Source organism: Lysinibacillus xylanilyticus, assembly GCF_001183605.1.
Lineage (GTDB): Bacteria > Bacillota > Bacilli > Bacillales_A > Planococcaceae > Lysinibacillus > Lysinibacillus xylanilyticus.
Map to the genome: position 1 here is coordinate 1,577,574 of NZ_LFXJ01000005.1, position 12,000 is coordinate 1,589,573.

Below are 12,000 nucleotides of genomic sequence, written 5' to 3' on the forward strand. Positions count from 1 at the left end.
ATATAAATACTATGTAAAAACACCAATAATTTATAATCATTGATTAGATTCCATTTTTATTTTAGCATTCCTCTTTGATATTCCCATACCTCGTTATTATACAGAACTATCTCCAAGAAAATCTTCCTCCATAAATTTACCGATTCACCAGCAGCCAGAGATTTTAAATAATTTCATGCCTTGGTCGAAAAAAATCGAAGCCACATGTACAAACTAGCCATCTATCCGAAAAAAATTAGGATAGATGGCCATTCGTCGTGTGTAACGAAAAGGTGCGCTTTTTTTTATATTTTGGGCTTACTCTATATCGGAGAAATTGTAGCGCAAACAATTGATTCTACACAAGATACGTCATTCGTTTTGGATACTTTATATCAATTCTACCGCAAGGCTGCATTTTGAAGTGATCAAGGTTCTGTGTACACATCATATGCGTATCAAAAATCAGTCAAAGAAAAAGGAATTACCCTAAGCATGTCCCGCAAAGGCACGCCCACTGATAATTCCCCAATTGAAACGTTCTATCTCGACGGAATCTACCGCACGACAAATGCGCATATGATTCAAATCGTCGAAGACTAAATTACCTATAATAACAATATCCGTATTCAAACAAAATTTAACAGCCAGTCCCCCATACCTGAATGAAAACACTGCTATCATTCAAAAAATAACGTTACATCTGCCAGTTTACTTAAGCTAAAATGCTCTCTGACTGTATAATAGTTGGTTTATAGGAATTTCGCAACTTCATGTACATACAATAATTTAGATTACAATTATGTTTATATAGTAACTAATTCAGCTTTCTTTTTCTTAAGTGGTGCAAGCTCTGGTAGACGTACCCAACTTAAACCAAGCGTTCCTTCACCTGCATGAACCGCTACACAAGCACTTAGTGGTAATACGGAGAAGTTTATGAGCGGATATTCGTTCTCTAAAGCTTTTTTCCAAGCGGTTGCGCCTTCATCATCATTACAGTGAATAATTGCAACTTCAGGGATAATACTTTTTTCTAGATCTGTATTTAAAACATTTTGTACATATGTTTTAGCTCTAGTCGTAGCGCGTACTTTTTCTTTCATAACGGGCTTCCCATCTTCAAATGATATGACAACTTTAATATTCAACAAGTTACTTAAAAATGCTTGAGTCCCTGAAACTCGACCACTTTTATGTAATTGTGATAAGTTAGCCGGAATAAATGAAAGCTCACTGTTATCTGCCATCTCATTGATTCTTTCAACAATATAGCCAGGTTCAAAACCTTCACGCTCTAACTGCTGACCGAGTTCAATCATTTTCATCATCGGAAATGACCCAATTTTTGAATCCACTGGATATACTTCAAATTCAGCTTGACCAGCTGCTGTGAAAGTGCTTTGATAAGTGCCCGAAAGATGTTGAGAGGTATGAATTGCAATTGCACATGTATACCCTTGTTCTTTTAATGATTTATATAAGTCTACAACTTCACCAATAGCAGGTTGTGATGTCTTTGGATTTTTTTTAGCATTTCGTAGCTTTTCGTAAAACTGATCATGTGTCATATCAACAGTTTCGCGTAAAGCCCCTTCTTCGAACACTATATTAAGTGGTAATACGTGAATTTGATTGTCCTGTATGAACTTTTCATCTAACAATGCTGCTGTATCTGTAACCCATGCAATTTTCTTTCCCATTTAAAAGTAATCCCCTTCATCTATCGTAGAATATTATTCATTTTATCTTATGCAACTATACACAGATAAGATCATCATGAGTAGTGATATTTATAATACTGTATTTATTTTTTACAATCTTCGACATTATTTCGACAATAATTGCGATAAAAATAGCATTTTATAAGCATACGGTAAGCTATCTAATATTTCATTCGCTAATTGTTGGGCGCATATACGACGTTATTGGCTGAAAGCCGATAGCAAAAATGGGAAAATCGGCTTGGATTACTTTGATCAACTGTATCGCTTAGAACGGCAATATAAGCATCTCTCACCAGGAAAGCGTCGTAAAGCGCAGCAAAAGCAATCAAAACCGATTGTCGAAAAGTTTCAGGAATGGGTAGATAAATCGCCATTCTTCGAAAAAAACACCTTGGATAAAGTTTCCAAAAACACATTAAATCGTGTACATGGGTTAAAAGTTTCTCTGTTCGATGGTCGGATTGGAATTGATAATAATCCAGCTGAAAATCCGATTCGTCCTAATGTGATTGACCGAAAGAACTGGCGTTTTTCTGTGAGTGAAGCTGGTGCTAAGCGAATGCACTGCTTGAGTCTGGCTGAAACAGCAAAAGCGAATGGTATCGATTTCTATCAATATTTAGTTAAGCTAAGGATGGAGCTGCCGAATTTACCGATCCATCAGCAACCCCAAATTTTAAATAAATACATGCCTTGGTCGAAAAATATCCAAGCCACATGTGCAAAATAGCCATCTATTCGAAAAAAATTTCAGATAGATGGACATTCGTAGTGCGGTCCGGAAAGGTGCGCATATTTTTTATATTTCGGGCTTACACTGTAGCTAACAAATTTCTTATTACATCAATAACAACTTGTGGTTGATCAATATGTATCGCATGTCCAGCATCTTCAACGGTAATATGTTGTTTATTCGATGACAAGTTAGCAAGCTCTCTCTGAAATCTAATCCAAGCAGCCATAGATTCCTCTGTATGGAAAGGCTGCAGTCCGCCTGTAACGACTACCAATGGAATACTTCCAAAGGAATTAGAATTACGAACTTGTTCTAGACTTTCTTCAACCTCATTAAGAGAGCCTTCTAAAGTAAATTGATTATAAAACGATTCCTGAACTTCTTTTGAAAATAAAGGAGGTAATATTTTATTTTGATCCTCGTGAGTTGAATCCAAAAGAACTACTCCCGCAACTTCCTCTGGATATGTACTAGCAAATAATCTTATATTTAATCCTCCGAATGAGTGACCCACCAATACATATGGAGGTTTTATACCTGCTTTTTTTAGTAATATATGTAAATTTTCAACACTTTGTTTACTGTGTCGGGGTCTATCATCTATATCGCTTTTTCCAATACCAGCTCTATCATAAATGAACATTTTTGAAAAATTTGATATTTCATCTTTAATCGGATTCCAATTATCTAAAGTTACTCCATATCCTGAATCGAAAACTAAAGTAGGACCTTCATGCTGCCTCCCTAACAATTCATAATATAATTCAATTCCACCTATATCTAGTTTTTGTTCAACTTTGTTCTCAATAAATTCACTCATATTCAATCCCCCATCTTCTTCCTCTGTTTAATCTAACCCATAAGTTCAATTTAATTGAACTTATCGTAGCATGTAATAATTGTCTTTTCAAGGCAAAGTTTAATATAATTGAACTTATATTTTAAAATTACAAAGGATGTTGAAAATGAATGAGTTAGGGAAACGAATAAAAAAATTAAGATTAGAAAAAGGAATGACAATTCTGCAACTAGCCGATAATAAAATGTCAAAAGGAATGTTAAGTATGATTGAAAATGGGCGTGCAAACCCTTCTATGGAGAGCTTAAAATTTATTGCACGTCAGTTAGGCTGTGATCCTCAGTATTTGTTAGGGAACCCTACTCCTAATGAGCTAAAGTATTTACTTAAGAGATTAGAGGAAGCTTTTGATAAAAACAACGATGAGCAGATAATTAATCTAACCCAAAATATATTTGAACAACAGTTTCCTATTTCGTTGGAATCCGCCAGAATATTAGACATTTCTGGAAGGATAATAATAAAGACAGATCAAAATCGAGGAAAAAATTTGATAGATCAGGCAATAACAATCTATGAACGATTATCACTTTATAGCCATTGCTTGGCTGCTAAAGTATATGAAGTGGAATACCTTGCAAAAAACGGCAAGTATCACGCAGCTCTAAAAATGTTACGAAGTGTAAAAAAAGAATATGAGGAAAAAGCAATAGTAATTGAATTGTTTGTTGATATACAAGCGAATTTTGTTGAAATGGTCTTACTCTTCGGAATTGGTGAATATAAATTTGGCAAGGATAAACTTAATCAATTAATAGAAATATCAAAAAGAAAAATGGTCTTTTATAAAATGGATAATATTTTCCGGATTGCAGCATTCCAAGCACTTCTTCATAACAATGAAAATGATTTTTCCTATTTTATAAAGAAATCCGAGCAGTTTGCTGTGTGTAGTGAGAATGATAGGTCCTTAGCATTTACACTATTACTTCAAGCTCATTATTATAATCAAATACCAAAAGATTATGAACAAGCTCTTTTTTATTTAAATAAGTACGCTACCTTAATGAAGGGTAATCTTGACAATGATTTTTATTATCTTGAAAAAGGTAAAGCTTTGTTAGGTAAAAAACAGATAAAAGAAGCGCTGAAAGATTTCGAAAAATTTGAGATGCCAAATACAAATAGTTACCCGCTTGAATTATGTATTCTCTACACAGCAGATGCATATAGGGCTTTTTGTCTTTTCCAGCTAGGAAAAGTAGAAGAAGCATTTATTTATGCAAAGAGAGCATCTAATAATATAGATTCGCTACCCGAAACACCTTATCATGATTATATTAAAGATACCTTAGAGTTAATAAGTAAAAATTTATAATTTTATTGCCAAAAAAGGCTTAGGAATATCTCCTAAGTCTTTCAATTTTCTATTGTTGTGTAACGCTTATTTTGAAATAGTCTAAAGATGGTAAAGTAGTTATCAATCCTTATTCCAATTTATCAAAGTTTTAGAATAATGATTGGTAAATGATTGATCAGATATCTTTTTAACATAGTATGAGATTTTTATAATAAATTTTGATTATTTTTGTACTCCTTACTTCACTAAAGCCCACGTTAGTTTAAGTGCGATTCATCACAAATTCTTACTTAGCTTTTTACGTTTTTTAACTCATTTGTTAAATTAACAATTGCTATTTCAATATTTTTCATACTTTTGTCCAACTTTACTAACAAAATGCAGCAACCACCACCGGAAAGCCTAATTCTATTATCGATTTGTAAAAATCAACATATTTCATTCTTCCGACCTTCATCGAGAACGTATGTTCTTATTTTATTGATCTTATTATACTATATACTTATACCTTAATACAATAATTAACAAAGGGATGATATTGTGGAAGGACTCTTTGCGCTTTCAGTAATCTACTCTTTTTTTCTGACAATGCCAATATTAGTAAGATTAGTTTTGTTTAATTTTTTCTACAAAGATAAAAAACGCCCTTTATCTATGTTGATGGATGCCATAGTTTTTATATCAACAGCACTTTGGCTAATAGGTATTAGAGATGTAGCTTTTCCATTGCCGTCATTAACTTCTAAGTTCGCATTTTTTATATTTATCCTTACTGCCGCTGACTTTTACTACAACTTTATTAGATTTAAAAAAGGCGCTTAATAAATAAGCGCCCAAATAACCTTCCGTGTAACAAATCTTATTAAACTAAACTGCCCGTTAGCCATCCATGTAGCGAAAAATCAACACTACACCACAGAAAATGAAAGATTTTTACGTTCTTTCATGGGAGTTCAATAAGAAAAAAAGAGCTGCCTATGCAACTCAATGATCTTCAAATAAAGTACCCAGTTAGTTTAATAAGAATATATTTAATCAATCAAATAGAACTTTGCGGTTTTCTTTTCTTAATTGAATCTGTAATTAATATTAACGCTAAGATTATAAGGCATATTCCCAGTAAAATTGCACCTAGCATACTTACTCCCATTCCTTCAAATCCCCTAATTAACTTCAAGCCAACAAAATGCGTTATGATACTTAGATTTACAAGAATCAACAGAGGAACATATACCTTTCTCTTGTTCTTGATTGCCCAAAACAACCCCAAAATACTTAGTAATGAAATGGAAATAGGCAGATAGATAAATAGAACTGAAGCAAACAAAGCTAACCACCCCGATATTTATGATTTATCTTATTATACGTACCTTAACATAAATTCCCTTAATTTAACTATCCTGTACCGTTAGTTCAATAAGAAAAAAAGAGCTACCTATGCAACTCAATGTTCTCTAATTAACGCACTCCGTTAGTTTAACAAGAAAATAACTTAATTCTTTATCTTTCTTCCCAATATTCTTATATGAATTCAAACGCAAACATTAAACCTAAAGGGATAGTTAACCAAAGCAGAGAATTACTTAATATTATTTTAAAATGAGAAGCATTTTCTAATTTGTCTTTGGAAACGAATCTCCACATCAGTAGTACTCCAAAAGCCCATATCGGTATGACTAAAAAGAATTCTGGTGTCAAAGTATCAGATTCACCTAATGCCCCTTCTGCAAAAAACCAAGAAATAAATAATGCAACAAAACCAGTAAATATAACATTACCTATAACTAAAACTTTTTTATCATTCAACAAAATCCCTCCGATTACTCGAATAACGAAACATCATTTCACTTTTTTACGAAATTTAAAATCCACCTTATAACTCCAATCACCAGAATGAGAATACCATTAGCTATTGTTATAAATCCTAAAAATGCCCCACCATAGCCTGCACCTTCTCCTGTTCCCCCAGAACTCCAATCGTAAAAATGAAGAAGTAAAGCGCCACTTGAAAAACCAATCACTGGAGCAAGTACCATCATAATGATGCCCGATACCATAAGATTTAATATTCCTTTTCTAAACAACGTAAAGAAAACAACGTTAAGTGATACTAAGATCAAGACATATAATATCAAAATTTAATTTTCCACAATCCCCCCCTCGCTTCACTTTACCACAATTAACCATAATATTCATTTAACTATTCTGACTATTAATTGAATAACAACAATTCTTTCGAAATCAGCCTAAGAAAAAATGGGATCTCTGTGGAATCCCATCTTGAAGTAAAGCACCCCGTTAGCCATCCATGTCGCTTAAAATCAACACTACACCACAGAAAATGAAAGATAATTACGTTCTTTCATGGGAGTTCAATAAAAAAAGAGCTGCACATGCAACTCAATGTTCTTCGAGTAAAGCACCCCGTTAGCCATCCATGTAGCGCAAAATCAACACTACACCACAGAAAATGAAAGATTTTTACGTTCTTTCATGGGAGTAAAGCACCCCGTTAGTGGAAAAGACTTACTTAACTTCAATTACAAAGTCATAACTCGAACTTCCTTTTTCCCAATGTGCAGAAACACTATAAATATAAACCCCTTTTTCTTTTGGCACTAATAGAACATTGTCATTTAATCGGATATTCTCCATTTCGTTTTTATTAAACCACATAGATGCGCTCAACGTATTTTCTAGTGGTTTACGATTAAATTCTATTTTTAATTCAGCTCCAGGTGATACAACAACAGGTTTAAGTTTTTGATGTTTAATAATATCCGGCGGGGAAATCTTATCAACACATTGAACGTTAATAAGCCCACCCCAACAATAAGAACCTTGTGCCACTTCTACAGTATTATTTTCAATAGTTATAGTTGGTTTAGGTGGTTTAAGGTTAAATACAAAATAAATCACACCTACTAATACAACTACAGCTAACAAAGAAATTAATACCTTTTTCATACGCTTCCCCCCTATTGTTTCAAACGACACCTTATTCCACTAAAACGCACCGTTAGTTCAATAAGAAATAAGAGCTGTCTAAGCAGCTCAATGGTCTTCAAGTTAAGCACCCCGTTGCATAAGTACAATATTTCACATGATTTCTACTGTTCTTTATTCCGAAACTCGAAAGTTAAAAGAATTGCCAACTTCCGAAGAACACTCACTTAAATAATATTCAACTCCATTCTCTGTATTTCTTGATTCTATATTAGAACAAGACGTACTTTCTATTCCTTTTCCAGTACCTGCATATCCATCCTGTGAATTATCATAAGTATATTGAATTTTGTTACCATTATAATTTAAATTATAGAAAATAGGGTCTCCTTCAATAGTGTACATTGTGATACGAATTTCATCTTTAGCACCCTTCTCAACATTTTCTATAAAACTCTCAAATCTATCTAAGTTACTAATTTCTCCATGAAGATTGACTACATCTCCATTCTCTATTGCCTCCTCAGAAGAATAAGATTTCTTTGGATTGTTAATTTCACTTTCTTGTTGGCAACCAAGTAACACTATTGATAAAAGTATTAAAGACAAAATTAAACTAATTTTTTTCAAATTAATCACACCCCTATATAAAGTTAGTCGTTTTTCTTTTACTTTCGTTTCAAAATTCAAAAAATTATGCATCACTTCAATTAACCTGTCAGTTAGCAGAATAAGAAAAAAACTGTCAATCTATTTTGACATTCAACTCTTGTACCAAATTGTTGAATTACTTCTTAAATAAACGAATTAGTTCAATACAAAAACTATAATCGAAATCGGTAAAGTATATAAAAAACTGATTGGTGTAGCAAGTACTAATATAAAATAATAATACCTGTAATTACTAAACTCATAGCCATAAAACCTCACCTCTTTTATTGTTGGTTTTACCATAAAAATACAATCATCCTTGTTAAACATTACTGCTCCGTTAATACAATCAGAAGCGTTTACAGCTACTGGCACTACAGGGAATGTAATTCAAAAATTTGAAGCAGATAATGGAGGTTTAAAAGAGATTCTAAAACAAGAGATGGCTAAAGCTTTAGTTACAGCAATATTAGAACGCCCTGCATTACCAATCGCCTATTAAACCTCAACCTAGTTACTCTCTCGTTATACCATATTTTAAGAAAAACTCCTTTTTCAAAAAGCCCCCCTCATTGGACAATAATTTTGAATCACGGTGCACTATATCAGCAAACATACCTGATGGGTTAATAGACGCAAAAACGTCAACAAAAAAAGCGTCAATCCTTGTTGGATCAACGCCCCGATTTATTTTAAATCCTTTTATTCCTGATCAAACCATAGTAGCTCTTTGTCATCAACATCGCCGTTATAATTGATTAAAATTTCATCTCCTGCTTTTATATCCGTATAAGCAAAGAAGTCAAATGTGCGATTTTTAAAATTAATCTCATATATTGCATTAGGTTCATAAGAATGGTTAAACAACATTCCATAACCAAGAAGGATAGCTGTTTGACCTATCCCATACTCAAAAGCATAATCAGCGAGTAAAGTTTGCTCAATGTATTGATGCTGTTCGTTTGGATAAGAAATGACAGGTGCTTCGTGTAAAAGCTCTCCTTTTTTGATATCACATGTTGCAAATACCCCTCTATTGAATTCTCCATCACTTAATGGAGATGTTTTTATCTCAATCATATTTGGTCTCCTACTCACTTTTAAAATATTCTTTCTAGCTTTAACATAATTTTAACATTGAGGTCTTTTTAAATCTGCGTCGTTTGCCTAAGTATGTTACTTCAAAATCTTTTCAGAGTAAGAGGTAATTTTATTCAAACTAGCATAAATTGTCTGATCAAAAACGTCAATATAAAAATAACGCCATCTACTCTTTAAAAACTTCGTTGATCATTTATACGTTTAGCGTGACTCTTTTGGTGGTTGGCAGACGTCACATTTACGTTGATGTTTATTTTTAAATTTAGTAAATGTTTTTTCAAATTTGCTTCCACATGCACATTTAAATAGTAACTTTTGAGAAAAACCGTGATATTCTGTCGTTAGTAACTTACTTTCCGAATTATTCTCAACAAATTCTTTAATTTTATCAATCGTCCATTTTTTATTCAATCTCTTACACCTCTATATTTTATCTCAATGCGAAGTCTTTCTAAGCATCCGTTCAATTATAAGGAACGTCTTAATACCTTAAGCTACTTATTATAACATGAACTGGTACATAATTAAACAGATTCAAGATATCGTTATCTAACATCTCACTACAAATATTGATGCGTCAACGATTTCCATTCCCCAAAAGTCGGCATTTCTAATGTTAAAAGTTCCACCTTCCCGAAATTCGGAAAGACTTTAGAAAGATCTATTATGCGGGTCCTCCAACCATAATTGCATACATCAAATTCCAATCATTTGTTTTAGTTGTTCAAAAGGTACATATCCAACAATGGGTTCATATGATTTATTGTGAATAATCAAACGGGAATGAGGAATTCCCATTACCTTAAATTCTGCTGCAATATCTGGGCTTTTTTCAACATTCACTTTGATAATTTTTATCTTACCATTGAATTCTTCACTGAGTTGATTAAGAACTCCTGCAAGCATTTTACATGGGCCACACCACTCGGCCCAGAAATTTAATAACACCATTTTTTTAGTTTTCAAGTGCTCACTTAACTCTTTCTTTGTTGTTACATGAACTATCGACATAATTCTTTTCCCCCTTTGTGGAAATACAAATCTTGAAGTTATAATATGCTAATAATTATTATTAGACCCTACTCTCTCTCTTTATCCCACATTAAAGATCTTTAATATCCATAATTAAGCGAAAGATTTTTTAAATAATACTGTCGAAAACAACTGCCATCGCGGCTTTATATCCCTCAGCCGCCGCAACAATTAATGAAGACTGGCCTAAATTTGCTGTTTCCCCCGCTGCATAAACATTTTCCTGTGACGTACGCCCTGCTGCATCCACAACAATGCTACCATTTTCATTTAAATGACAACCAAGCTGCTCTGCAAAACGGTTTGGACGCACAAAGTTTGGCACTATAAAACCTCCAACTCTTTCTATTTCAAAACCTGAACTAAACACTATTTTGTTTAAGTAACCGTCTACACCATGAAGATTCTGAATAGGTTCAGTAATGACCGTTATGTCTTTTCTTTCAAGTGCATTCAATGCCGGAGCAGAAAGTTCATGACCATTTGTGGCTATCACTAAATCCTCTGACCAGTTATAAACAAGCTTCCCTTTAAAAAGGGTCTGTTCTTCATTTTCAGAAATAATAATGAGAGGTTGATCTCTTAATTCCCACCCATCACAAGTTGGACAGCTGAATAAACTTTTCCCATAATACTTTCGAATATCCGGAATTGACGGGAATTCCTCTTGAATACCTGTCGCCAATATAATTCTCTCAGCAACATACTCAACTTCTTCTAAAGTCTCAATTTTAAACAAGCCATTTGGTTGTTTCGTAATATTTATAACTGTGTTTTGAAAATAATGAACTGACGGGTATTTTTCCACATCATTCAAAGCTACTTCTTTAAACTTAGCTGGTTTAATACCATCCCGTGTAAGAAATCCATGTGATTCCTGAGTCACACGATTCCGATTTGTTCCATTATCAAATAACGCGACTTTTTTCCGAGATCTTCCTAAAATCAAACTAGCGTTTAGCCCAGCGCCACCTGCACCTATAATTGCACAATCAAATAATTCCATCATATAACTCTCCTTCATAAGTTGTTTAGAGTACCTGTTGTTTCGGCTCTAATTGAAGTTTTAAAATAGAATGATTCTAAGCATAACCACCTGAAAGTTGGTAGAAGTAAGACATTAGATAGATGTCGTTAGCTTTAATCAAAGACTTAAAAGACTCTTCATATCCACAATTATTAAAAAAAATAATGGTGGACTATTCATCCACTACTATTTTTTCACAAGATCCGATATTTTTCTATTTCTTAACTCATTCTCCAGTGTTTCCTCTGCAGATAGCATTACTTCTTTTATTACACACTTAGGATCGTTATATAAACAACAATCAAACAATGACGATTTGCCTTCAATTGCATGTATTATATCTAGAAATGAAATATCTTCCCAATTCCGACTAAGTGTATAACCACCATTGGCACCCGATACAGAATTAATCATTCCCTCTTTTACTAACTTAGTTAAGATCTTAGACAAATACGTAGGAGAAACATCTTGCATCTCAGCTAATTGTTGGACACCTACTGGTTTATTTGTTGCTTCCTTGGCAAGAAAAAGCATTGTATGTAGTGCATAATTTGTAGCTTTAGAATATTTCATAATCTTTATCCACCTCAATTAGAGACTTTACATATCTATAATAGCATTGAATTTTAGTTACTTCAATAT

At 33.2% G+C, this 12,000-nt stretch carries 14 protein-coding genes and 2 pseudogenes; 5 read left to right on the forward strand and 11 right to left on the reverse strand.

The genetic code is table 11. The features are described from left to right. Nucleotides 1-300 precede the first annotated feature (300 nt). Nucleotides 301-579, forward strand: a pseudogene (locus tag ACZ11_RS26995) (IS3 family transposase); the annotation flags it as partial. Between the two features lie 206 nt (nucleotides 580-785). Here the strand turns inward: ACZ11_RS26995 and ACZ11_RS10575 are convergent. Further along, on the reverse strand, nucleotides 786-1,682 hold the full coding sequence (locus tag ACZ11_RS10575; RefSeq protein WP_049665905.1) for a DegV family protein: 897 nt from the start codon (nucleotides 1,680-1,682) through the stop codon (nucleotides 786-788). Between the two features lie 166 nt (nucleotides 1,683-1,848). Here ACZ11_RS10575 and ACZ11_RS10580 point away from each other — a divergent pair. Then, nucleotides 1,849-2,436, forward strand: a pseudogene (locus tag ACZ11_RS10580) (IS66 family transposase); the annotation flags it as partial. Nucleotides 2,437-2,518: 82 nt separating this feature from the next. Here ACZ11_RS10580 and ACZ11_RS10585 read toward each other — a convergent pair. Then, nucleotides 2,519-3,262, reverse strand: a complete 744-nt coding sequence (locus tag ACZ11_RS10585; protein WP_049665906.1) for an alpha/beta fold hydrolase — start codon at nucleotides 3,260-3,262, stop codon at nucleotides 2,519-2,521. Nucleotides 3,263-3,407: 145 nt separating this feature from the next. Between ACZ11_RS10585 and ACZ11_RS10590 the strand changes: the two genes are divergently transcribed. Together ACZ11_RS10590 and ACZ11_RS10595 are read left to right on the forward strand one after the other, a co-directional pair. Next, entirely contained in the window at nucleotides 3,408-4,619 is a 1,212-nt protein-coding gene (locus tag ACZ11_RS10590) for a helix-turn-helix domain-containing protein (RefSeq protein ID WP_236690834.1), read from the forward strand. A gap of 522 nt (nucleotides 4,620-5,141) precedes the next feature. Beyond that, nucleotides 5,142-5,423: a hypothetical protein gene (locus ACZ11_RS10595; protein WP_049665911.1), complete on the forward strand. Its 282-nt coding sequence runs from the start codon at nucleotides 5,142-5,144 to the stop codon at nucleotides 5,421-5,423. A gap of 699 nt (nucleotides 5,424-6,122) precedes the next feature. Here ACZ11_RS10595 and ACZ11_RS10605 read toward each other — a convergent pair. The 4 genes from ACZ11_RS10605 to ACZ11_RS10620 form a co-directional block, all read right to left on the reverse strand. Then, nucleotides 6,123-6,407, reverse strand: coding sequence for a hypothetical protein (locus ACZ11_RS10605; RefSeq protein ID WP_049665915.1), 285 nt, complete (start codon nucleotides 6,405-6,407; stop codon nucleotides 6,123-6,125). A gap of 38 nt (nucleotides 6,408-6,445) precedes the next feature. Further along, nucleotides 6,446-6,736, reverse strand: coding sequence for an inner-membrane translocator (locus ACZ11_RS10610; protein WP_236690835.1), 291 nt, complete (start codon nucleotides 6,734-6,736; stop codon nucleotides 6,446-6,448). 391 nt (nucleotides 6,737-7,127) lie between these two features. Continuing rightward, complete coding sequence (locus tag ACZ11_RS10615; protein ID WP_049665917.1) at nucleotides 7,128-7,568, reverse strand: hypothetical protein; 441 nt, start codon at nucleotides 7,566-7,568, stop codon at nucleotides 7,128-7,130. A gap of 153 nt (nucleotides 7,569-7,721) precedes the next feature. Continuing rightward, nucleotides 7,722-8,177, reverse strand: a complete 456-nt coding sequence (locus tag ACZ11_RS10620; RefSeq protein WP_236690836.1) for a DUF4362 domain-containing protein — start codon at nucleotides 8,175-8,177, stop codon at nucleotides 7,722-7,724. Between the two features lie 340 nt (nucleotides 8,178-8,517). Between ACZ11_RS10620 and ACZ11_RS10625 the strand changes: the two genes are divergently transcribed. After that, entirely contained in the window at nucleotides 8,518-8,700 is a 183-nt protein-coding gene (locus ACZ11_RS10625; RefSeq protein WP_049665919.1) for a hypothetical protein, read from the forward strand. 200 nt (nucleotides 8,701-8,900) lie between these two features. On the opposite strand, the gene ACZ11_RS10630 is transcribed toward ACZ11_RS10625, so the two are convergent. The 5 genes from ACZ11_RS10630 to ACZ11_RS10650 all read right to left on the reverse strand — a co-directional run bounded on the left by ACZ11_RS10630 (nucleotide 8,901) and on the right by ACZ11_RS10650 (nucleotide 11,931). Next, nucleotides 8,901-9,278: an SET domain-containing protein gene (locus ACZ11_RS10630; protein ID WP_049665920.1), complete on the reverse strand. Its 378-nt coding sequence runs from the start codon at nucleotides 9,276-9,278 to the stop codon at nucleotides 8,901-8,903. A 222-nt stretch (nucleotides 9,279-9,500) separates the two neighbouring features. Further along, nucleotides 9,501-9,710 (reverse strand): hypothetical protein, encoded by a 210-nt coding sequence (locus ACZ11_RS10635; protein WP_049665921.1) that lies wholly within the window; start codon nucleotides 9,708-9,710, stop codon nucleotides 9,501-9,503. A gap of 285 nt (nucleotides 9,711-9,995) precedes the next feature. Beyond that, nucleotides 9,996-10,310, reverse strand: a complete 315-nt coding sequence (locus ACZ11_RS10640) for a thioredoxin family protein (protein ID WP_049665923.1) — start codon at nucleotides 10,308-10,310, stop codon at nucleotides 9,996-9,998. A gap of 130 nt (nucleotides 10,311-10,440) precedes the next feature. Next, nucleotides 10,441-11,337 carry an NAD(P)/FAD-dependent oxidoreductase gene (locus ACZ11_RS10645; RefSeq protein ID WP_049665925.1) on the reverse strand — a complete coding sequence of 299 codons (897 nt, stop codon included), beginning with the start codon at nucleotides 11,335-11,337 and terminating at the stop codon, nucleotides 10,441-10,443. A 207-nt stretch (nucleotides 11,338-11,544) separates the two neighbouring features. Continuing rightward, nucleotides 11,545-11,931, reverse strand: coding sequence for an Rrf2 family transcriptional regulator (locus ACZ11_RS10650; RefSeq protein ID WP_049665926.1), 387 nt, complete (start codon nucleotides 11,929-11,931; stop codon nucleotides 11,545-11,547). Between the last annotated feature and the right edge of the window lie 69 nt (nucleotides 11,932-12,000).

Coding starts and splice junctions, on each gene's coding strand:
- ACZ11_RS10585 (WP_049665906.1), bottom strand. CDS start 3,262: ATGAGTGAATTTATTGAGAACAAAGTTGAACAAAAACTAGATATAGGT.
- ACZ11_RS10650 (WP_049665926.1), bottom strand. CDS start 11,931: ATGAAATATTCTAAAGCTACAAATTATGCACTACATACAATGCTTTTT.
- ACZ11_RS10615 (WP_049665917.1), bottom strand. CDS start 7,568: ATGAAAAAGGTATTAATTTCTTTGTTAGCTGTAGTTGTATTAGTAGGT.
- ACZ11_RS10645 (WP_049665925.1), bottom strand. CDS start 11,337: ATGGAATTATTTGATTGTGCAATTATAGGTGCAGGTGGCGCTGGGCTA.
- ACZ11_RS10590 (WP_236690834.1), top strand. CDS start 3,408: ATGAATGAGTTAGGGAAACGAATAAAAAAATTAAGATTAGAAAAAGGA.
- ACZ11_RS10575 (WP_049665905.1), bottom strand. CDS start 1,682: ATGGGAAAGAAAATTGCATGGGTTACAGATACAGCAGCATTGTTAGAT.
- ACZ11_RS10640 (WP_049665923.1), bottom strand. CDS start 10,310: ATGTCGATAGTTCATGTAACAACAAAGAAAGAGTTAAGTGAGCACTTG.
- ACZ11_RS10630 (WP_049665920.1), bottom strand. CDS start 9,278: ATGATTGAGATAAAAACATCTCCATTAAGTGATGGAGAATTCAATAGA.